This window comes from Guptibacillus hwajinpoensis, assembly GCF_020171785.1.
GTDB classification, from domain to species: Bacteria; Bacillota; Bacilli; order Bacillales; family Guptibacillaceae; genus Guptibacillus; species Guptibacillus sedimenti.
In genome coordinates this window covers 126,590-147,921 of the sequence record NZ_JAIVAE010000009.1, presented here as the reverse complement: position 1 = coordinate 147,921, position 21,332 = coordinate 126,590, and the positions used below count along the sequence as shown (strand labels likewise).

Here is a 21,332-nt window from a genome sequence, read left to right as displayed (position 1 = left end):
AATGATTATCATCATTGAAGTCAATAACAGATCGGTAATTAGTGTGACTTTTCTGCCATGATTGCTTCTCTCTTGTTAAGATCGAGATCATGGGCGTGATAGTTGATCGCTACCTTCTGAACGGGGCGAGTCATTTCCTTAAAAATCGCTGGTAAAACGGAAGTTAAATACGCTTTGAATTTAATATAGGATTCACCTGTCGAGCGTACTTGATAAGTGATTGGCACTTCCTTAACTCTAAATCCTTTTCTAACAAGATTTAATGTTAGTACCTGAGCATAGTTGTAATCATGAATAATTTCACTGTGCTCCATCGCCTGTCTTGAAAAAACCCTCATTCCTGATTGCCCATCATAAATCCACTTTTGCAAAAGGAGTGATTGAAGAAACGTAAAACAATAATTGCCTAGCCGCCGATGTAATCGCATGCCATCAATCGTTCCTTTAAACCGAGATCCCATCACATAGTCTGCTTCGCAATTAAAAACAGGTTCGAGTAGGTCAGGTAACTGCCATGCCGGGTATTCATTATCAGCATCAAGCATAACGCCAATATCTGCGCCAAGTTCGATGGAGTGAGAAATTCCTTTTCGAACCGCAGCGCCAAGTCCTTGATTTGTTTTAAAAGAATAAATGTAGTCTGCACCTGCTGATTTAGATACTTCTACAGTTCGATCCGTAGACCCATCGTCTATCACTAATACACTTACGCGAACGGTGGGATGAATATCTCTTGGGATTTGTTTGATTACTTCACCAATCGAATCCTCTTCGTTGTGTGCAGGTAAAAAAACAATGACGTGTTGCTTCATTTTATTACTTCTTCCTTCCTATCTTGAAAAGCTTCCTCTAGAATTGCTCCCCTACTATGCGATGGAATAGGGGCTCCAAGTAAATGCGCCACTGTCGGTGCAACGGACGTAAGGCTATGTTTTTCTTCGACAATTTTACCTTTAGCAATCGATGGGCCATTTAAGAAAAATGGCACGAACCGTTCCCCTTCATCAAGATGGCCGTGTCCTCCGATTCCATCCGCCTGTCCATGATCAGCGCATACAATCAAAGTTGTGTTTTCCATAAACCCATTTTCTTGTAGGAAGTGAACATAATCTTCTACTAATTTATCAGCTTCTTCAATTTTTTGAATGTAATCATCATACAGTACACCTCGTGCATGCCCAGTTTGATCAGTACCAATTAGCTGTACCGTAAAGAAGTCAGGGTTTTTATCTAGCATTATCTGACGAGCACCTTCCATGATTTTCGTATCAGCCACATCATTATTCATAACAGCCGTGACAGTATCAACATCATTACCCATCGCATCAACAAGGTGAGCAATTCCGAGAAGCCTTCCTGTCTTTCCAACCTTTCGTAGTGAATCAAAAATCGTTTCTACTTTTACACCTAGATTCCAAACCATATTGGACTTGATACCGTGCTCAAGTGGATATGTACCTGTCATCATAGAAGAAAAGCAAACAACAGTACGAGCTGGATAAACAGTTTCCATTTGACTGTATTCTGTCCCATTTTTCTTTAAAGAATCAAGGAATGGCGTGTTCGCTTCCTGAAATCGTTCTTTCCGCATCCCATCAATCACGATCATAATGACGCGCTCGTTTGTAGGAGTAGATTTCACTGGTTTTGTGTAGTCCGATTTCACTGCTGGTTTCCAGTCAAACAGGTAATGATGAAGAATAAAGCTAAACAACCATATTCCTGCATAAAAGAAAGCAAGTGTTGTCCAATCAAACGCACTTCTATTCGTGAGAGAAGTTTCAATAACCGCGGTCCAGATCGATAAAATCAACAAAAATTTAGGGAGCTGTTCTTGTGCGTTACCGCTCGTGGAATCACTATTCTTAAGTACCAACTTCCAGAAGCGAGTGAAGTTCAGCCAACTTGTTCCAATACGAAGATGATAGTAGAACGTGCCCCAAAAAAAGACAGTAAAGAAAAAATAAAGGCCGATCCCAAGCATAGCCGCTGATAAGGAGAATTGATCAAAAATCAATAAATATCCTACGAGAGGAATCCACAAATAATTTCGTAGAAATAAAGGATAATCATAAACATAATAAAGTACGAGAATTGGTAATACAGCAACGAATCCTAGAAAAAATGCTCCCCAAAACGCGCCCGAAGTCCACTGCGTAATAAATAATAACAACATCGTCCCCGTTACAAAAATAGGGGTAAATGGTTTACCTTCATTTAGAAGATTCCAGCATCTAGCTGCTATCTTTTCAAATCCTGAAGCTTGTTTCATGATGTTTCTCCTTTCTTTTTCATAAACGACCTCAACTCCTGAAATCGAAGAGGGTAAAGATAAAAAGCAACTAAACCAGAGACAAAAGAATAAGCATATTTAAAAGCATGAGTAACAAGCGCAATTGAAAAGGCTTCTTCCCATCCAATACCAACCTGATGAAGTGAGAAGCTCATCACACTTTCATAGGTGGCAAAACCTCCAGGAGCAAGCTGGAACACTCCTGATCCAACTGATAAAGCGGTTACCCACATAGCGTCCAAATAGGCAAAGTGATGGTTAAAGCCAGCAACGGAATAAACGACGATTCCTTCAGCTATCCAACTGAGACATGAAATGAGGAAGATAAGAACCATGTAAGGCGAGTTTACTAGTTTCTTCATCATAGCGAACTGTTTGTACAAAAAACCCGCATTAGCCTTCTTTCTTACATACAGGATAAGAATTAATACGATCACTAAACAGAGAGTTAGCATTCCTAATAAAAACGTTGTACTAATCGAAATCCCAAAAAGTTCTGCACCAATCATGGCAAAAACACCAAGCCAGAAAAGATCAATTGCACGTAGGATGACAACAGATTGAATAGATGCTGTCCATTGTCCTTTTTGTTTATGTGCAAGAACCCCCATTCGTACAGCCTCTCCTCCCTTAAACGGTAAAAGGTGGTTAAAAAACAAGCTGTAAAAGATTCCTGCTAAATAAACTCTCATGGAAATGGTCCTATCAACAAGTAACCTCCAACACAAACCTCGTAATAAAAAAGAGGACGTATACCCGATAACCATTACAAACAACAAGCCTGGGTTGCTGATTAACTCTTTAGTAAGGGTGGTTAGCGTAGTAACATTAAATTCATTTAACAGAAGAAATGCAAAGAGAGAGAGTAGTAACAAGCCAAATACCCATTTTATAACTCGTGATAGCTTTTTGCCCATTCAATTGTCCTTCTTATCCCTTCTTGAAAGGTTACTTCAGGAGAATAGCCCAGTTCATTTCGTGCCTTACTAATATCTCCCCACGTATGCCGAACATCTCCTAGCCGAAACGTATCTTCTCTCACCTTCGCACTTGGAAAATACTGAGTAAGCAATTGGATCAACTCTGTGAGATGCACAGGTGATCCCGAACCTAAATTATAAACTTCAGATAAGCCCTCCTGCTTAAAGGCTAACGTTATGCCCTGAATAATATCATCAATATAAGTGAAATCTCTTGATTGCTCGCGATCATACACGGTGATCTCCTCGCCTTTTATCAACTTATCAATAAAGAGAGGAATCGCCATGTCTGGTCGCCCCCACGGTCCATATACGGTAAAGAATCGCAGTATCGTTAATTTAAAGCCATAGAGCGATTGATATGCGTGACAAAACGATTCTGCTCCTGCCTTCGCCGCTGCATAAGGTGATTTCACTTTCCCACTAGCTTGCTCTTCCTTCACTGGACCCGCTTCTCGACTTCCGTATACAGAAGAAGACGATCCGAACAAAATATGAGGTATACCAGCTTCACCCGCTGCACTTAAAACATTCACGACTACTTTGATATCCTGGTCGATATAATCTAATGGATGTTTTAATGAAAATTGAACACCAGGAAGGGCAGCAAGATGGATTACTTTATCATAATTGTGGGCTTTGAAATGGGCCGATGTTTGATCAGCATCTAACAAATCAAACCTATGTACACTTACAGGTCCATTTTTCTTAATTTCCTCTAATTGTTCTACCTTTCGCTCTACATGATAATATGATGAAAAATGATCAATAAGCGACACATGGTGACCAGCTTTTAAAAGCGTTTTTGCAAGACTACTGCCTATAAAACCTGCCCCTCCAGTAATTAATATCTTCATACTATGCACTCCCGCTATACACTTCAATCTCTAAAAAACTTAATGACAAGAGAAATGGCCGCAATTAGCGGCCATTTCAATCTAAAACTATTCTACTACACTTTCTAGTGTGGTCAAAATTTGTTCACTTAGTTTATTTGCCTCTTCAGCGTCGTTATCCGAAACAGCATCAAACCAACTTTGTGCATCTTCGTACACGGCATTTGTCTCATCTTCACCTAGTGCTTCCATTAACGGCATTTCGATAGCTTTTAAGAAAACGTTGGCTTCCATTGCAGCCTCTTTTCCTTCAGAAAGATTGTTTTCATCTAATTCAGCAACTTTTTCATGATAGCCTTTAATTTTTCCAGCAAATGCTTTTTCGAACAAGTTAGATACTTCATCTGCTTTAATAGCCTCTGGATCATTGCTAATATCGAATAGCTCGCTTAGCTTCTGTGCAGCTTCTTCATCTCCGCCTGAGAGAGATCCTTTAATAGCTTGATAAAATCCAAGTGCTTCTGTTTGCATAATTTGAAGCTCTTCTGTTTCACCAGAGCCTACGGCTTCTTGAATTTTCTCAGCATAAGAATTCGCTGCCAAGTAGTAGCTCTTATATATTGATTTATCAGTTACTTGCTTTGTTACAGAAAAGTTTTCCATATCTCCTTCAGAAAGAGCGTCTTCCTGTGCTGAAAGACCATTATTGATGTTTTCTACAAGACTAGAATCTCCTTCAAGTTCATAATAGGAGTCTCGCTTTTCTGCAGTAGGAACAAATACTTTCTCAGCAAGCATTTTCACTTCTTCAAAATGAAGCATAGCTTCCTCATCTTTTCCTGCATCTTTTGCATCAATTACCGCCTGTTGAAGAGACTTTTGTTTTTGATAGAAATAGGATTGAGTCCCTTTATCAATCATCTGACGAGCAACATTTTGGTCAATCTCGCCTGATTTACCAGCTTGAATACCTGTCGTAATAAAAGTATCAAATTCACTATCGATTTCATTTACAGCACTTTTCAATTCGTTTGAGTAAGTGGATTCAATAAGATCCCAATCCACCTCTTTTTCTTCTTTCATGTTGTTGAGCTCATTCAACATCTCTTGGTACGCTTCTACCTGCTTCGTAGTAGCAGCGCTTTCAATCGTCATGTCACTTGACTTTGTTTCTGATTTCGAAGCAGAATTTGTTTGTTCCTGAGAATTGCTACCTGTATTTGCAGCATTTTCAGAATCATTACCACATGCAGCGAGAACCGTAGCTGCAAGCGTAATAGAAGTAAATAGCATCGTTGATTTTTTCATTATGTAAAACTCCTTTTCATCAGGTCGTTTATCCATGATGATTATATCGAGAACGATTATCAGTGTCAATAGCGTTTCTTTTGGATACCCCACAAAAAAAACACAAAAAAAAGCATTCGAATCTGATTAACAGATTCGAATGCTTTAATCATTCTTCCTTATTGATGCTTAGAAAGTGTTTGGGCTAGTGCTTCTTTTGGTTGGAAGCCGACAACCTGGTCAACAACCTCACCATTTTTGAAAACGAGAAGCGTTGGGATGCTCATTACACCAAATTTGCTTGCTGTTTCCTGATTTTCATCAACGTCAAGTTTTACTACTTTCACGTCGCTCATTTCAGCGTCAAGCTCTTCTAGTACAGGAGCAATCATTTTACAAGGGCCACACCATGGTGCCCAGAAATCTGCAAGAACGAGACCTTCACTTGTTTCTTGTGCAAAACTTTGATCTGTAGCGTGTACGATAGCCATACTGTATCTTCCTCCTTAAACATTTATCACTTGAGAATACCAGGTTAAGGCCGGTTGCCTCAGTGTGCTCTGCCATCTTGATATGTCATCAACTGGCACAAATTGAGTATATCATTAATCGTCTTTCTGATTCCATTCTTTTGACTTACATTCATTCTTCCCTATCTTTTAGAGAATAAAACGCTCGCACTAAAAACACGATTCATAATTAACTTCATCAAAAAAGCGAGCTGTATTAGCTCGCTTTTTTCTTAGCTTGTTTGTAAAACTTTTTTGAATTCCTGTGTCAGAAGTGGCACCACTTCAAACAAATCTCCAACTATTCCATAGTCCGCTACACTAAAAATGCTGGCTTCAGGATCTTTATTAATCGCAACAATAACTTTTGAGTTAGACATACCCGCTAAGTGTTGGATGGCCCCTGAAATTCCACAAGCAATGTAAAGGTCTGGCGTTACCACTTTACCTGTTTGCCCAATTTGAAGCGAGTAATCACAATAATCAGCATCACAAGCGCCGCGAGATGCCCCTACAGCAGCACCGAGAAGATCTGCAAGTTCCTGTAGCGGTTCAAATCCTTCTTCACTTTTAACGCCTCGACCGCCAGCGACAATCACTTTTGCCTCAGAGAGGTCGACACCGGAAGTTGATTTACGAACGACTTCTTTAACAATTGTTCGAAGATCTTTAATTTCTACACTTTCTTCAAATACTTCTCCAGAGCGTGATTCGTCACTCTCGAGAGCAGCAATATTATTTGGACGAATTGTAGCAATAATAATGCCTTCTTTTATTTTTTTCTTCTCAAATGCTTTACCAGAATAGATTGGTCGTGTAAAAACGACTCCTTCTCCATCAAGTTCAATACCAGTAGCATCTGAGATAAGACCAGCATCAAGCTTACTTGCAAGGCGTGGCGCTAAATCTTTCCCCATTGATGTATGTGGCATTAAAATAGCATCAGGATCGATGCTCTTAACGATCTGTAAAAATGCTTGCCCATAACCATCACTTGTATAATTTTTTAGTTTTTCATTTTCCACTTTAATGACACGGTCCGCTCCGTAATGAAAAAGTTGATCTGTTAAAGAGCTCACGTTTTCTCCAGCAATGGCTGCAATTACTTCGCCACCGGCTGCAATTTCTTTCCCTGCACCAATTGCTTCAAATGAAACATTTCGTAGTTCATTGTCACGCGCTTCTGCAAATACGAGAACTTTTTTGGCCATGGTTAATCCCCTCCTAGATAACTTTCGCTTCCTGGCGAAGTAATTTCACTAATTCTTCCACTTGATCTCCAATTTCACCTTCAAGTACTTTTCCAGCTTCTTTTTTAGGTGGCAAATAGACTTCAATGGTTTCTGTTTTAGCTTCAATTTCATCCTCATCGACATCAAGATCATCATAATCAATTTCTTCTAGAGGCTTTTTCTTTGCTTTCATGATTCCTGGGAGCGATGGATAACGCGGTTCGTTTAGCCCCTGCTGAGCTGTAACAAGCAATGGGAGTTGCGCTTCAACAACTTCCATGTCCCCTTCTACATCACGTTCCATTGTAGCCGTTGTTCCATCAATATCGAGCTTCGTAATCGTGGTTACGTAAGCGATTCCAAGTTTTTCAGCAAGGCGTGGACCAATTTGACCCGTGCTGTTATCGTTTGATACATTTCCGCCAAGAATAATATCGTATTCTTTATCCTCGAAATAAGCTGCAAGAAGGGCAGTGGTCGTATACTGATCGCTTTCATCAAGATCTTCATTGTTAATAAGAACAGCTTTATCTGCGCCCATTGCTAGAGCTGTACGAAGCTCTTTTTCAACTTCTTCATCCCCAATGCTCACCACTGTTACTTCTCCACCATGATCGTCGCGTAGTTGAATCGCTTCTTCTATCGCATACTCATCATATGGATTAATAATAAATTCAACGCCTTCTTCACTGATTTTCCCATTTTCAATCACGATTTTTTCCTCTGTATCGAAAGTTCTTTTCATAATGACATAAATGTTCATATCTTTATCCCTCCCTGAATTAATTTACCTTATTTATCTTGAAAGTTTGGCGGACGCTTCTCGATGAACGCTCGAATGCCTTCTTGTCCATCTTCTGAAGCGAATGCCTTTCCAAAATACTCTCGTTCTTTTTGAACGCCTTCATCAAATTTTTCTGTTTTTGAATAAGTAAGTAGTTTAAGAGCATAGCTTACAGCTACGGCGCTTTTCTTAGCAATTTTTTCAGCGAATTCTTTCGCTTTTGGTAGAAGGTCTTCCTCGCTATATACCTGATTTGCTAAGCCAAGTTCTAATGCCTCGCGTCCTGAGATGGGTTCACTCGTAAGTAGCATTTCAGCTGCTTTTGCTTTTCCAACTAACGCAGGCAGTCGTTGTGTACCTGCAAATCCAGGGACCAAACCTAACTGCAGCTCAGGCAGACCTAGCTTGGCATCTTCTGTTACGAAGCGAATGTGACATGCCATTGCTAATTCTAGACCTCCTCCAAGCGCAGCACCATGAATAGCGGCAATGATCGGTTTTGAGAACGCTTCCATTTTATCAAATAATTGTTGCCCATAGCTACCCAGATCCGCAAAGCCTTCTTCAGTGCTAACCGTTGTGAATTCTTTAATATCAGCACCTGCTGAGAAGAACCTTCCTTCACCAGAGATCAAGATTACCTTTGTCTCAGGATCGTCTTCAATTTGAGTGAATGCCTCTGACAATTCTCGCAAAACGTCGGAAGCTACAGCGTTAGCTGGAGGACGATTCAACGTAATATGCGCTACTTTGTTTTCATTCAAAATGTTTATGAACTCCACTTCTCCACTCCTCTCAGTACTTTACTATCCCGGTCAAAGCCGGGATATCTATTTATTTGCTTAAGCCGTTAATTAAAAGATGATGAAGCGGCTTAGCAAGTGGTTCCAATTCGAACTTGTGATCTTTCATGACCCAGTTTGTGACGGTTTCATCAAGTGTTCCAAAGATCATTTGTCTAGCAAGGCGAATATCTAATTCCTCTATAAATAATCCTGACTTAATCCCCTCATGCAAGATGTGATCCACAAGCGTTAAGTATTTTTTTAATACTTCGCCAATTTGCGCGCGAAGTGCTTTGTTCGTCTGTCTTAATTCTAACTGAGTTACAATTGCAAGTTCATAGTCAGAACCAAGGTGTTTGAAATGCATATCGATCAGCGTAAACAATTTATCCATTGCATTCTCTTTTTTTGCAATTTGTTCTTCTGTCTTATCGATAAAGCTTCCCATTTTTTTCTGAAATAACGAAATGAGCAGATCTTCTTTATTTTTAAAATAAAGATAAATCGTACCGTCTGCCACTCCAGCTTCACGCGCTATTTTAGATACCTGCGCCTGGTGATACCCATTCTGGGCAATGACTACAACGGCTGCATCAATAATCTTATCGTATTTCGGACCCCTTTTTTTCCCCTTTTCTACCATATGAAGTTCTCCTTTATTCTTTATCCGGCACTCACATAAAAATGAATGAGTGTTCATTCATAATCTTATTGTAGCGATACGACCACAATATTGTCAACATTAGATTTCTGAACGAGCGCTCGGTTGGAATCAGGAGATTTTTCACAAAGCAATCATACCACAAAAAAGCAGAAATGTGCGAATTTTTCCAGAATAATTGTAACTTTTCCGATCATTCTAAGAATATAGAAGAAAACCAACCGCTATAGCGATTGGTTTTCTTTTGCTCTCTCTTCATCGACAAGCACTCGTCGCAAAATTTTCCCAACTGTTGTTTTAGGAAGCTCTTCTCTAAATTCATACAATCTTGGCACTTTATAAGCCGCTAAATAGCGACGACAATGCTGATTTAACTCATCCTCTGTTACATTTGCAGTGTTCTTTAACACAACAAACGCTTTCACCGTTTCACCACGGTAAGCATCCGGTACACCAATAATCACAGCTTCTTGAACAGCAGGGTGCTCATATAAAATCTCTTCGACTTCTCTAGGATATATATTATAACCGCCAGCAATGATCATATCTTTTTTTCGATCCACAACATAGAAGTAACCTTTTTCATCTCGATAAGCCATATCTCCAGTGTATAGCCAACCATCTTTTAACACAGCTGATGTTTCATCTGGTCGATTCCAATAGCCCTTCATCACTTGAGGACCTTTTACAATAAGTTCTCCTATTTCCTTTATCTCAGCCTCTTCATCAGCTGCATTGACAATCTTCGCATCCGTATCAGGCCACGGAAGCCCAATGCTCCCTACAACTGTACCATCTAAAGGGTTGGAATGAGTAACAGGTGAGGATTCTGTTAACCCATAGCCCTCAACAAGGCGACCGCTTATTTTTTCTTGAAACTTTTGTTGAACTTCAATTGGAAGTGGAGCTGATCCACTTATACAAGCCTTGATTGATGATAAATCATATCGATCAATATCAGGATCATTCAGTAAAGATATATAGATAGTAGGTGCACCGGGGAAAAGAGTCGGTTTTTGTTTTTGAATTGTTTTCAACGTATCCTTTGGCTCAAATTTAGGGAGAATGATCATTTTCGCCGCATACATAATTGATAAATTCATTACACAAGTCATTCCATACACGTGGAAAAATGGGAGGATTCCTAGCACACGTTCTTCACCATACTTCGCATCATGAATCCAGTGCTTACATTGCATTGTATTAACCACAAGATTGAAGTGAGTGAGCATTACCCCTTTGGCAAGACCCGTTGTACCGCCCGTATATTGAAGAAGAGCAAGGTCTTCTTTTACATTAACATCTATCTCTATCTCTTCGTCCTTACCAGATGCTACCCATTCTTGAAACGTATGAATTTGATTTGTTGAAGGCATTTCCACAAGCAATCCTTGTTTTTTCTGTTTTTGTACTAAAGGATAAAGCATATTCTTAGGAAATGGTAAGTAATCTTGAATTTTTGTTACAATAATATGTTGCAATACCGTTTTATCTTTTACCTTCAAAACCTTAGGCAAGACGAGGTCAAGGCATATCATCATATCTGCCTGAGAATCTTTTAACTGATGTTCAAGCTCTCTTTCCATATAAAGGGGATTCGTTTGGACAACGACCCCTCCAGCCATCAGAACAGCATAGTAACTAATAACTGCCTGAGGACAGTTTGGCAGCATAATCGAAACTCTACTACCCTTTTTGAGACCATTTTCACGCAATGAATTTGCGAGACGTCTTGAGCGCGTATGAAGTTCTTGGTAAGTTAGCTCTTTTCCAAGGAAATGAACGGCTTTTTTGTTAGGATGCTTTGAAGCTGCATCCACAAGATAAGCATGGAGAGGCTTCTCCTCATATTCAATTGAGGTCGGTACTCCATTTTGATAAAAATTAAACCACTCTTTTTCGGGCATTTGTATCATTTTTTATCAACCTCCCTTTCACGTCTCCTTCCAAACCAAATCTCTCTATAAGATAATTATAATGAAAACGCTTCAATTATCCTATCTTTTTTTGATTTTTTTGAATACATTGGCATTTCTCGTCGTAAAAGGGAGACAAGTTTAGTAAAATAGTTTAGTTTCATATAAAAGAATTATCTGTCCCAAGCCTCTTAATTAATCGATATGTAAAGAAAAGAAGAACAGGATCGGCCTGTTCTTCTTCTCATTCAAACAAAATAAATCAAATATATCATTCCTGCAATAAAAAAGATTCCTGATACGACCATTAGAACTTTCCATAACGTTTCCATAGTGTGCTCCTCTTATGAAATCCCCGCACCAATAACAAAAGACAGTCCAATTGATATAACCATTGAAATAAATCCTACTGCCCGGTTATCCGCTGCTATTTCTTTATCAATTCGAAATTTAGGTGTCAAAAATTCAAAAGTAAAGTATCCAATTAACAATAGTAAAAAACCAAAAACGCCCCACCCCATCATCGTGACAAGAGAATCGTTATGCTCAATCGAAAAGCGAAAAATGTTTGCGATCCCAAAGATTTTCCCGCCTGTAGCCATAGCTACGGCGAGATTTCCTCTTTGGATTTCTTCCCAGTTCCGATATGATGTCACAAATTCAAAGACTGATAAAAACACGATCATGCAAACAATAACAACACTATAATTTGCCGCGGTTTGAAATGCTACACTATCCCAAAACTGCTCCATCGTTTAAAATCCTTTCTCTACTTCAGTTCAACGACGGTTACGCCACCGCCACCTTCATTCATGCCACCCATGCGAAGGTTTTTCACTCTCGAATGGCGTTTCAACCATTCATGAACACCTTTTCTTAGAGCGCCAGTGCCTTTTCCGTGAATAATTGAAACCTGATGATAACCAGCAAGTAAAGCGTCGTCAATATAGCGCTCTACTTCCATTTGTGCATCTTCATATCTTTTACCCCTTAAATCGAGCTCCGTTTTGACCTGACTATTATTTCCTCGTACCGTAACAAACGGTTTGCGCTCTACTGCGGGCTTAGATTTAATCGGTTCAAGATCATTAGCTTTTACATTCATTTTCATAATACCTAATTGAACCTGATATTCGTTCTTTCCGACTTTTTCCACGATATGACCTTTTTGGTTAAAACTAATTACCTTTACTTCATCTCCAGGTCCATACACTTTTTCTTGCGCTTTTTTCTGTTTTGGCTTTGATGTCCTTAATTCAGGTTTAGCATCCTCGAGCTGCTTCTGTGCATCGATTAACTGATGCTCTTTAACCGAACCTTTTTGGAAAGTACGAAGATCTTGTATGATTTTCTTTGCCTGTTCCTGTGCTTTTTCTACCTCTTCGGCTGCTTTTCGTTCCGCCTCTTCAAATAATCGCTCACGCTGATTTTCAAATTTCTCAAGCTGTGCCTCAAGGTCTTTCTTTAAGGACTCTGCTTCTTTCCTAAGATCAAATGCTCCCTGTCGATCCAATTCCGCCTGCTTTTGACTATCCTCAAGAGAAGAAATCATACGATCCACTTTATTGCTTTCGCTAGAAATTTGCGACTTAGCATCATCGATAATATCATCCATTAGGCCAAGGCGTCTTGAAATTTCAAATGCATTGCTTCGACCAGGTACGCCAATTAATAGTCGATAGGTAGGACGTAACGTCTCTACATCAAATTCTACACTCGCATTCATAACACCTTCACGATTGTAAGCATACGCTTTTAATTCGCTGTAGTGGGTCGTTGCAATCACTCTCGATCCACGGTTATACACATAGTCAAGGATGGAGATCGCAAGTGCAGCACCTTCCTGTGGATCGGTTCCCGCACCAAGCTCATCAAAAAGAACGAGACTATTGTGATCAATATTTTTTAAAATCTGAACAATGTTCGTCATGTGAGAAGAAAATGTGCTCAAGCTCTGTTCAATTGACTGTTCATCACCAATGTCGGCAAAGATATTCTGGAAAACTGCCATCGTGGAGCCTTCATCAGCCGGAATATGTAATCCGGATTGAGCCATAAGTGTAAGGAGACCAGCAGTCTTAAGCGTTACGGTTTTCCCTCCCGTGTTTGGCCCTGTGATGACGAGTGAAGAGTAATCTTTGCCAAGATAAAGGGAAGAAGGCACAACTTGGTCCTGAGGTAGAAGCGGATGACGGCCCTGCCTAATTTCAAGTTCTCCTTCATCATTCATCGAAGGGTTTGTTGCTTTTAATTCATTTGCATAAAGAGCACGCGCAAATATAAAGTCAATGTCGGCTAGCACCTCGACATTGTGTCGAAGCGTATCAGATGCTTCTGATACGCTTCCTGTAAGCTCAGTTAAGATCCGCTCGATTTCAAGCTTTTCTTTCACTTTTACTTCTTTCAACTGATTATTGATTGAAACAACCGATTGAGGTTCAATAAATAATGTTGCACCTGATGATGATTGATCGTGAACCATTCCACCAAATGAACCTCTGTACTCTTGCTTCACCGGAATCACATAGCGTTCATTTCGAATTGTAACGAGCGCATCAGAAAGCATTTTTCTTGTGCTTGACGAGCGAATAAGACTTTCTAACTTCTCACGGACGCGTGACTCAAAACTCCGCAGCTGCGTTCTTAAGCGTCGTAATGCATCGCTCGCTGAATCGAGTACTTCTCCATCCTGATCGATACAGGCGTTAATTTCTTTTTCAAGATCTGTCTCTGGCATAATTTGGTGAACTAAATCTCCTAGAAGAGGTAGCTCAACACCATCCTCGATCATATTTTCAAGAAAGGTTTTAAAACGACGTCCTCCATAAATAGTGCTAGAAATATCGAGTAATTCAGAAGGATTTAACGTGCCACCAATCTCAGCGCGCTTCACACTTTGTCTAATATCACGTATTCCTCCTAACGGAGCTTGTCCGCGAAGGCGAATCACTTTTCTTCCTTCTTCTGTCCCTTCCAACTGATGATTCACGTCTTCAAGTGAAAATAAAGGCGTCAATTGTTCAACTTTCTGCTTACCTAATGAGGATGAAACATGTTTCCCTAATCGTTCTTTTACTTTATCGTATTCAAGTAGCCGTAATACTCTTTTCTGCAATGGTCGTTCCTCCTAAGAAAACGGAATATAATTAGTGATGCCGATGAAAAAAAGCTTCCAGATCTTTTGGCGTATACGTATTTAACACGCTCTCTTTACGCAGCCATCCTCTTCTTCCAGCTGCTACACCAATTTCCATATGTTCAAGCATGTCCATGTGATGGGCATCTGTATTTATCATTATTTTAACATGATTGTCTTGTGCTTTTTGAAGCCATTCAGCCGCAAGATCTAAACGGTTTGGATTCGCATTTAACTCAAGTGCAGTTCCCGTCTCTTTTGCAAGTTTAATGAGCTTATCGTGATCCAGAGCATACCCGTTTCGTCTTCCAAGTAATCTTCCAGATGGGTGTGCGATAAGATCTACATGGTGGCTTCTGAGCGCTGTTTCAAGCCGCTTCATAATCGTATCTTCATCTTGAGAAAAGGACGAATGAATGGAAGCGATGACGAAATCCATTTCAGCAAGCAGCTGATCGTCATAATCTAGTGTACCATCTGGCAAAATATCCATTTCGACTCCAGCAAATATTTTGAAGTCTGTCCATTTTTTGTTCAGTCGGTTAATTTCTTCTCTTTGTTCTCGTAACCTCTCTGGTGTTAATCCATTTGCAACTTTTAAATACTGCGAATGATCCGTAATTGCGATATAAGAATACCCCTTATCTCTAGCACGTTCAGCCATATCTTCTATCGTATACGCCCCATCGCTCCAGGTAGAGTGCATATGTAGGTCACCTTTAATATCTGAGAGTTGCACGAGATCGATTTTGTTTTTTTCTGCTTCTTCAATCTCACCACGATCTTCACGAATTTCTGGGGGAATATAAGCGAGTCCAAAATGAGCATAAAATTCTTTCTCATTTTTGAACGTGATAACTTCACCTGTTTCAACAGACTCTACTCCATATTCACTAATTTTCTCGCCTTTCTTCTTAGCAATTTGTCTCATCTTCACATTATGAGCTTGTGAACCAGTAAAATGGTGTAGGGTTGAAGCGAATTCTTCTGGTTTTACAAGCCTAAAATCGACTGAGACGCCATATTCATCATCAAGCTCAAGCGTGATTTTTGTATCTCCTTTAACGATGATTTTTGAAATTCCTTCTAGTTTAAGGAGCTTTTCTGATACGTCAGCAGCAGCAGTTGTAGCAATAATAAAGTCGAGGTCTTTAATGGTCTCCCTCACACGACGCAAACTGCCTGCCCGTGCAAACTTTTCGATTTGCTCCAATTCGCTTAGTTGTCGTTCAATCTTTTCTGCAAGTGGAAGCATGTAAGCAATTGAAAGTCGCTCAGGTCGTTTTCCTGCTTCTTCGATCGCCTCTAAGATCTTCTCCTCACTTTTCTTTCCAAACCCAGGGAGCTCCTGAATTTGTTCCGCTTCGCACGCTTTTTTTAATGTAGCCATATCAATAACACCAAGTTCTTTGTAGAGCTTAGCAAGTTTCTTTCCACCAAGACCTGGTAATTTCAATAAAGGGACAAGACCAGACGGCACTTCTTTCTTCAAAGTCTCAAGCGTTTCTGACTCGCCATTTTCAAGAATCTCGTTTATGACCGCTGCCGTCCCTTTTCCAATTCCATTAAGCTCAGCCGGATCTTCAATTTGATCCATGCTTCGATCATCCGTTTCCAGCGCACGCGCCGCCTTACGAAAAGCTGATATTTTAAAAGGGTTTTCACCTTTAAGCTCCATATAAACCGCAATATCTTCTAAAAAACGAATCACATTCTTCTTATTCATCCCATACTCACCCTTCATAAAAAGATCATTACTACTATCGTATCCATAAACCCAAACAAATCCAATTATTTTTACTTGAAAAGCGAAAGCGCCTTGCTTATCCCCGATAAGCATAAGACGAGCCTAAATGTGGCGCTCTTTGCCACAATTAGGATTGGCTTATAACCTCGAGGGGATAGGCGCAGCAGCTAGACATGAAAAGCGGAAGCGTCCGTTTAGGTCCGACAAGCGCTGGAACCTTTCGATTTGAACACGCCCTTTGTGTTCAGAGCGAAAGGTGAAGCGACTCGAGGACCTGGGCGCTGCAGCTAGACACCGAAAAGCGGAAGCGCCCCGTTTAGGTCCGACAAGCGCTGGAGCCTTTCGATTTGAACACGCCCTTTGTGTTCAGAGCGAAAGGCGAAGCGACTCGAGGACCTGGGCGCTGCAGCTAGACATCGAAAAGCGGAAGCGACCGTTTAGGTCCGACAAGCGCTGGAAGCTTTGTATTCACAAACAAATAACCCTTCTAGTTGAAGGGTTATGCGACATGAGTACTCCATAAATCTTTTATTTGTTCCGTTAACACGGGGGTATGTTTAACGATGCTTTCTGCAAGAAACGAATTTGAAATCGCTGTTTGGACGGTTTCATTTGGTACAAGTGCTGCAATAAATAGAAACAAGAACACGACAATATATACCTCTACAAACCCCAGCACTCCTCCTAGCCAGCCGTTCACTGTTCTTAAGATAGGAAGATCAGCAAGAAAGTCGAGCATCGATCCGATAATTTGCATGAGGATTTTAGTACCAAAGAACAATAGCGCAAACGCAATACCACTATAATAGGTAGCTTCTAAATTAATCGCTTCAAATACCATCGCAGTTGAAGAAGCTTCGTTTCCAAAGGATGGATATGGGATCCACAGCTTTAGATGAGGCGCAAGATCTTTAAAATACAGATAGGCCACTATAAACGAAACGATAAATCCAACTAAATGAACAACTTGTAGGATCAGCCCTCTACGAAGACCAATAAGAAAACCTCCTACCAATACTATAAAAAGAATGAGATCAACCATCTATCGTTATTCCTCTTCTCTCAGTTTTTTCTTTAAATCTTCAAGTTCTTTCTTAATCATGACGTAATCATTCACAATATTCACCGCTGTTAATACAGCAAGTCGCTTTGTATCTAAATAAGTATTCATTCCTTTAATCTCATTCATCTTCTCATCGACTAATTTCGAGACTTCAAGAATATGTTGATGACTTTTATCACCGACGATTGTATATTGTTCACCATAGATTTCCACAGTTGTACGAACTTTACCACGACTGTCTGTCACCCCATAAGCCTCCTATCACGAGAAAGAATCCTAACTTGTATCATAGCACGAAAATAAGTGTTTTTAAAATACAGCGCTCCCGAACCATTCTTCTTGGTTAACAGATTCTGATATAATAGGATGCAAGCATAGTTCACAAAGGAGTTTTGTTATGTCACAGGTTGTATTAACTGTATCACCTACCATTATGAATGAAATTAAAAAGAAATACAACAGTCACTTAAGCGATAAACAACCCCCAGGGAGCGTGTTCGTAGCGAAAACGTCAGCCTGTACTATTACAGGCTATAAATCTGGAAAAGTCATGTTTCAGGGGGCAGCTGCAGAGCAAGAAGCCAAACAATGGCAATCGAGCGGAACAGTGAACCCCAAAAAGCCTACAGGATCAAAAAAGAAAACCGTTGGTGACCACCAATACGCCCCTCCGCCCACTATCTCAACGCTATCAGCAATCGGAAGTGATGAAGTTGGGACAGGAGATTTCTTTGGTCCTATAACCGTCGTTGCAGCTTATGTAGACCAAAACCAAATTCCGCTTTTAAGAGAACTTGGTGTAAGAGATTCTAAGGGGATGAAAGATCCCGAAATTATCGAGATCGCACGAAATCTAATAAAAACGATCCCATATAGCCTTCTTATTCTTCCGAACGAAAAGTACAACAACATGCAAAGAAAAGGAATGAACCAGGGTAAGATGAAGGCGCTATTACATAACCAGGCCATTCAGAATGTGACACGGAAAGTAGACGGCTACGATGCGATTTTAATCGATCAGTTTGCAAAACCAGAGATTTATTTTAATTACTTAAAAGGTCAATCAACGGTCATAAAAGAAAACGTCTATTTCGCCACGAAAGCAGAGGAAATCCATTTAGCTGTTGCAGCTGCTTCAATCATTGCTAGATACTCCTTTGTGATGGAAATCGATCGGCTTGGGAAAGAAAACAATGTAAAACTTCCGAAAGGAGCCGGCCCAGCGGTAGACCTTGCAGCTGCTAAATTAATTCAAAAGCATGGTAATGACGTACTTGAAAAAATAGCCAAGATGCATTTTGCCAATAGCCTAAAAGCAAAGAAAATCGCAGATCAAGCTCGGCATTAAACTATCAAAAAAAGCTGGCTCACAGTGAGCCAGCTTTTTCATATTACAAATAGAGTTGTGGTGCTTCTAACCCATCCTCGGCTAGAAGCATAACAGAAGTAAAATATTGAAAGAAAAGATCACGATCTACATCGTCGACAACGATAACTTCACGGCCTGTTTTATCCAGCACCGTTCTCCCCTGGCTTACGCCGTCCTTTTCAACACGACAGTTTACTTTTCTCGAGTGAATGAATGACTGAGGTGTGACAGAAACAGTTGTAAGCACGTCCCATAAGTAGTATGTCGAATTGGTTTCAACATGTACAAGAGGCGGGCACATCGCATAACATTGCCCGATGAAATCGACCCCAATTTCTTTTCGCTGAGCTGCCCACATATTTCTAATATCATTTGTTAATGGAACCTGATTTGTACTTTCAAGCGCCACCATTTCAATCGTAATTGACGTATCAAAGACAGTCGCAACCGCTTCTGGATCCCAGAACGCATTCCACTCTGCCGTCCCATCGTGCTCAGGTTCTTCGACATTTCCTGTTTCTAAAAATGTGCCACCCATCCACACTAACTTTTCAATTTTTTGTTCAATCGCTGGTGCTACTTCTAACGCTCTAGCAAGATCAGTTAAAGGACCAGTAAAAAGAAGCGTTATCGGTTCTAAACTGCTCTCAAGTACATCAATCAAATGCAGATGGGCTGGTCTTTCTGACAATGGCGTATTCACTTGATTTGATTCATTAAGAATCGGTAGTGCGTCAACGTAGAAAGCATGCATGCGCCAATCTTTAGGAAACGGATTAACCCCTCTTGAATTTGAAGCCGATACATTTAAATCAATCCCTTTTCCAAAGCGATCAATGATTTTTCTGCTCGCTGAAACAGCCGGTTCTAAATAGCAATCAGCTGGAATAACTGAAACGCCTACAAGTTCAACCTCATCCATGTTCAGCAATAAAAAGAGTGATGCTAAGTCATCCACGCCACCGTCATGATTAAAGTACACCTTTGTTTTCTCCATTTATATCCTCCTGTACCAAACTCTCATGTCCTTTACTACCGTCTCTACCAAACGCCGTTTTATGAAAATTCATTTACTCATAGTCCTATTATTTCAGGTAACAGGGTAGAAACGTGCAGGCCAATTCCCGACATATATGAGTTTCCATTTTTAAATCACTTTGTACTCTAACAGAGCGCGAATAAGGAAGCAACATGTAATATTTTGTCGAACGCTTACAAATAGTACTGGAATTTTCAAAACATTGTTACTTTACTAATAGGTCTTGCTACCTATGAAATCTTCTGATAGATTGATGAATACAACTTCACATTTATCTCTATATAATTTTGGAAATAGGGTCCAAAGAGTATCTACCCAGCGACCGAGAATTGCTGGACTATAGGGAAAGTATGGCATCGTCGATTAGACAAGTATGTTTTGTTTTTTCGTGCCGAACTTCTTCCTGTAAACTCGGACTTTTCTATAAAGGACGGGTTTTTTATTTACCCAATTTTTATTTGTGAAGCAACAATTCTTTTTCAGGGGGAATCAGACATCATGAGTATTTTAACAGGACTACTCTCTATTATCGGCGTCCTTGCAATTGCATGGTTAATGAGTAACAAGAAAAAATCAGTAAAGTGGAGAACGATCGGGGTCGGTATCCTCATTGAAGGTCTTTTCGTTCTATTCGTATTAAAAGTTAATGCTGGGAAAGTTATGCTAGAAAAGGCTTCAGCTGCTGTACAAAACGTGATCAATTATAGTAACGAAGGGATTCAATTTGTGTTTGGAGGATTATATGAACAAACAGATTTAACGTTTGTTTTTGCGATCAATGTCCTCGCCGTCATTATCTTCATTTCAGCTCTAGTATCAGCCCTTTATTATATGCGCATCATTCCTTTAATTGTTCAAGTTATTGGTGTAACAATTGGTAAATTAATGGGTACAACAAAAGTTGAAACGTTCAACGCTGTCGGAAATTCGTTTCTAGGCCTAGCAGAAGCACCTTTACTTGTAAAACCTTATTTGAAGATGCTTACGAGATCAGAAATCTTTGCCATCATGGTAGGTGGTACAGCATCTGCAAGTGGAGCCATTCTCGTCGGCTATTCGCTTATGGGAATTGAGCTAAAATATTTATTAATCTCCGTCTTTAGTGTTCCTTTCGTCTCGCTTGTTATCTCTAAAGTGATGGAACCTGAGACTGAAGTATCACAAACGAACGATAAAGTTAAAATGAAAAGATCTGAACACGCAAACGTTTTTGAAGCGATTGCTGAAGGTACGGTAAGTGGCGTCATGCTTGCCCTTAATATCGGTGGCCTTCTGATCGCTTTTATAAGTATCCTGGCTGTAGTTAACGGCATGTTAGGTGTAGTAGGAACAGACCTTAGCACTATATTAGGTTATATTTTCTATCCATTCTCACTACTTGTCGGTATTCCAGCTGATGAAGCCTTTCGCGCTGCCTCCATTATCGGCACAAAAATGTCGATTAATGAATTTGTTGCCTTTCAAAATTTAACGGCAATTCAAGATCAGCTCTCTGATAAAACAGTCGCCATTCTTTCTGTAGCGCTATGTAACTTTGCCAACTTCTCATCCATTGGTCAATTAATTATTGGGCTAGGCTCACTTGAACCTTCAAAGCGTTCACAAGTATCAAAGCTTGGATTAAAAGCGATCATTGGCGGAACTCTTGCCTCATTTATCACAGCTATATTTGTTGGAATGTTTATGTAAAACTTG

19 protein-coding genes and 2 riboswitches are annotated in these 21,332 nt (G+C 40.0%); of the genes, 2 read left to right on the top strand and 17 right to left on the bottom strand.

Annotated features, from left to right (window positions below; genetic code table 11):
- Positions 1-38: 38 nt before the first annotated feature.
- From LCL91_RS14515 to zapA, 16 genes are all read right to left on the bottom strand, one after another.
- Positions 39-812 carry a glycosyltransferase family 2 protein gene (locus tag LCL91_RS14515; protein ID WP_224883411.1) on the bottom strand — a complete coding sequence of 258 codons (774 nt, stop codon included), beginning with the start codon at positions 810-812 and terminating at the stop codon, positions 39-41.
- On the bottom strand, positions 809-2,272 hold the full coding sequence (locus LCL91_RS14510; protein ID WP_224883410.1) for an alkaline phosphatase family protein: 1,464 nt from the start codon (positions 2,270-2,272) through the stop codon (positions 809-811). Before LCL91_RS14510 ends, LCL91_RS14515 begins: the two co-directional genes overlap by 4 nt.
- Positions 2,269-3,210, bottom strand: coding sequence for a lysylphosphatidylglycerol synthase transmembrane domain-containing protein (locus LCL91_RS14505; RefSeq protein ID WP_224883409.1), 942 nt, complete (start codon positions 3,208-3,210; stop codon positions 2,269-2,271). Before LCL91_RS14505 ends, LCL91_RS14510 begins: the two co-directional genes overlap by 4 nt.
- Complete coding sequence (locus tag LCL91_RS14500; protein WP_224883408.1) at positions 3,183-4,130, bottom strand: NAD-dependent epimerase/dehydratase family protein; 948 nt, start codon at positions 4,128-4,130, stop codon at positions 3,183-3,185. Before LCL91_RS14500 ends, LCL91_RS14505 begins: the two co-directional genes overlap by 28 nt.
- 87 nt (positions 4,131-4,217) lie before the next feature.
- On the bottom strand, positions 4,218-5,417 hold the full coding sequence (locus LCL91_RS14495; protein WP_224883407.1) for a hypothetical protein: 1,200 nt from the start codon (positions 5,415-5,417) through the stop codon (positions 4,218-4,220).
- 158 nt (positions 5,418-5,575) lie between these two features.
- Complete coding sequence (trxA, locus tag LCL91_RS14490) at positions 5,576-5,887, bottom strand: thioredoxin (protein ID WP_098444463.1); 312 nt, start codon at positions 5,885-5,887, stop codon at positions 5,576-5,578.
- Positions 5,888-6,138: 251 nt separating this feature from the next.
- Positions 6,139-7,116, bottom strand: coding sequence for an electron transfer flavoprotein subunit alpha/FixB family protein (locus LCL91_RS14485; protein WP_224883406.1), 978 nt, complete (start codon positions 7,114-7,116; stop codon positions 6,139-6,141).
- A 13-nt stretch (positions 7,117-7,129) separates the two neighbouring features.
- Positions 7,130-7,900: an electron transfer flavoprotein subunit beta/FixA family protein gene (locus LCL91_RS14480; RefSeq protein ID WP_098444465.1), complete on the bottom strand. Its 771-nt coding sequence runs from the start codon at positions 7,898-7,900 to the stop codon at positions 7,130-7,132.
- Between the two features lie 29 nt (positions 7,901-7,929).
- Positions 7,930-8,703: an enoyl-CoA hydratase gene (locus LCL91_RS14475; protein WP_224883405.1), complete on the bottom strand. Its 774-nt coding sequence runs from the start codon at positions 8,701-8,703 to the stop codon at positions 7,930-7,932.
- A 52-nt stretch (positions 8,704-8,755) separates the two neighbouring features.
- On the bottom strand, positions 8,756-9,349 hold the full coding sequence (locus LCL91_RS14470) for a TetR/AcrR family transcriptional regulator (protein WP_098444467.1): 594 nt from the start codon (positions 9,347-9,349) through the stop codon (positions 8,756-8,758).
- Positions 9,350-9,591: 242 nt separating this feature from the next.
- Complete coding sequence (locus LCL91_RS14465; protein ID WP_224883403.1) at positions 9,592-11,283, bottom strand: long-chain-fatty-acid--CoA ligase; 1,692 nt, start codon at positions 11,281-11,283, stop codon at positions 9,592-9,594.
- Positions 11,284-11,627: 344 nt separating this feature from the next.
- Positions 11,628-12,035 carry a DUF350 domain-containing protein gene (locus tag LCL91_RS14460; RefSeq protein ID WP_224883401.1) on the bottom strand — a complete coding sequence of 136 codons (408 nt, stop codon included), beginning with the start codon at positions 12,033-12,035 and terminating at the stop codon, positions 11,628-11,630.
- 17 nt (positions 12,036-12,052) lie between these two features.
- Positions 12,053-14,398, bottom strand: coding sequence for an endonuclease MutS2 (locus LCL91_RS14455; RefSeq protein ID WP_224883399.1), 2,346 nt, complete (start codon positions 14,396-14,398; stop codon positions 12,053-12,055).
- Between the two features lie 31 nt (positions 14,399-14,429).
- Positions 14,430-16,145, bottom strand: a complete 1,716-nt coding sequence (polX, locus tag LCL91_RS14450; protein ID WP_224883397.1) for a DNA polymerase/3'-5' exonuclease PolX — start codon at positions 16,143-16,145, stop codon at positions 14,430-14,432.
- A 520-nt stretch (positions 16,146-16,665) separates the two neighbouring features.
- The gene (locus LCL91_RS14445) at positions 16,666-17,208 is read right to left on the bottom strand and encodes a CvpA family protein (RefSeq protein ID WP_098444472.1); all 543 of its coding nucleotides are present in this window, start codon (positions 17,206-17,208) and stop codon (positions 16,666-16,668) included.
- 6 nt (positions 17,209-17,214) lie between these two features.
- Positions 17,215-17,475 (bottom strand): cell division protein ZapA, encoded by a 261-nt coding sequence (gene zapA / locus LCL91_RS14440; RefSeq protein ID WP_159783630.1) that lies wholly within the window; start codon positions 17,473-17,475, stop codon positions 17,215-17,217.
- Between the two features lie 151 nt (positions 17,476-17,626).
- Here zapA and rnhC point away from each other — a divergent pair, with 151 nt between their 5' ends.
- On the top strand, positions 17,627-18,577 hold the full coding sequence (gene rnhC, locus LCL91_RS14435; RefSeq protein WP_224883395.1) for a ribonuclease HIII: 951 nt from the start codon (positions 17,627-17,629) through the stop codon (positions 18,575-18,577).
- A 43-nt stretch (positions 18,578-18,620) separates the two neighbouring features.
- On the opposite strand, the gene LCL91_RS14430 is transcribed toward rnhC, so the two are convergent.
- A complete protein-coding gene (locus LCL91_RS14430; RefSeq protein ID WP_224883394.1) occupies positions 18,621-19,595 on the bottom strand; it encodes a nucleoside hydrolase in 975 nt (324 codons plus the stop codon).
- Between the two features lie 60 nt (positions 19,596-19,655).
- Positions 19,656-19,755, bottom strand: a riboswitch (purine riboswitch).
- Between the two features lie 139 nt (positions 19,756-19,894).
- Positions 19,895-19,997, top strand: a riboswitch (purine riboswitch).
- A gap of 138 nt (positions 19,998-20,135) precedes the next feature.
- Between LCL91_RS14430 and LCL91_RS14425 the strand changes: the two genes are divergently transcribed.
- On the top strand, positions 20,136-21,326 hold the full coding sequence (locus LCL91_RS14425) for a NupC/NupG family nucleoside CNT transporter (protein WP_098445797.1): 1,191 nt from the start codon (positions 20,136-20,138) through the stop codon (positions 21,324-21,326).
- Positions 21,327-21,332: the final 6 nt, after the last annotated feature.

Bases quoted from the DNA above. Each gene is read 5' to 3' on its own strand.
- LCL91_RS14515 (WP_224883411.1), bottom strand. From the start codon at position 812: ATGAAGCAACACGTCATTGTTTTTTTACCTGCACACAACGAAGAGGAT.
- LCL91_RS14510 (WP_224883410.1), bottom strand. From the start codon at position 2,272: ATGAAACAAGCTTCAGGATTTGAAAAGATAGCAGCTAGATGCTGGAAT.
- LCL91_RS14505 (WP_224883409.1), bottom strand. From the start codon at position 3,210: ATGGGCAAAAAGCTATCACGAGTTATAAAATGGGTATTTGGCTTGTTA.
- LCL91_RS14500 (WP_224883408.1), bottom strand. From the start codon at position 4,130: ATGAAGATATTAATTACTGGAGGGGCAGGTTTTATAGGCAGTAGTCTT.
- LCL91_RS14495 (WP_224883407.1), bottom strand. From the start codon at position 5,417: ATGAAAAAATCAACGATGCTATTTACTTCTATTACGCTTGCAGCTACG.
- trxA (WP_098444463.1), bottom strand. From the start codon at position 5,887: ATGGCTATCGTACACGCTACAGATCAAAGTTTTGCACAAGAAACAAGT.
- LCL91_RS14485 (WP_224883406.1), bottom strand. From the start codon at position 7,116: ATGGCCAAAAAAGTTCTCGTATTTGCAGAAGCGCGTGACAATGAACTA.
- LCL91_RS14480 (WP_098444465.1), bottom strand. From the start codon at position 7,900: ATGAACATTTATGTCATTATGAAAAGAACTTTCGATACAGAGGAAAAA.
- LCL91_RS14470 (WP_098444467.1), bottom strand. From the start codon at position 9,349: ATGGTAGAAAAGGGGAAAAAAAGGGGTCCGAAATACGATAAGATTATT.
- LCL91_RS14465 (WP_224883403.1), bottom strand. From the start codon at position 11,283: ATGATACAAATGCCCGAAAAAGAGTGGTTTAATTTTTATCAAAATGGA.
- LCL91_RS14460 (WP_224883401.1), bottom strand. From the start codon at position 12,035: ATGGAGCAGTTTTGGGATAGTGTAGCATTTCAAACCGCGGCAAATTAT.
- polX (WP_224883397.1), bottom strand. From the start codon at position 16,145: ATGAATAAGAAGAATGTGATTCGTTTTTTAGAAGATATTGCGGTTTAT.
- LCL91_RS14445 (WP_098444472.1), bottom strand. From the start codon at position 17,208: ATGGTTGATCTCATTCTTTTTATAGTATTGGTAGGAGGTTTTCTTATT.
- rnhC (WP_224883395.1), top strand. From the start codon at position 17,627: ATGTCACAGGTTGTATTAACTGTATCACCTACCATTATGAATGAAATT.
- LCL91_RS14430 (WP_224883394.1), bottom strand. From the start codon at position 19,595: ATGGAGAAAACAAAGGTGTACTTTAATCATGACGGTGGCGTGGATGAC.
- LCL91_RS14425 (WP_098445797.1), top strand. From the start codon at position 20,136: ATGAGTATTTTAACAGGACTACTCTCTATTATCGGCGTCCTTGCAATT.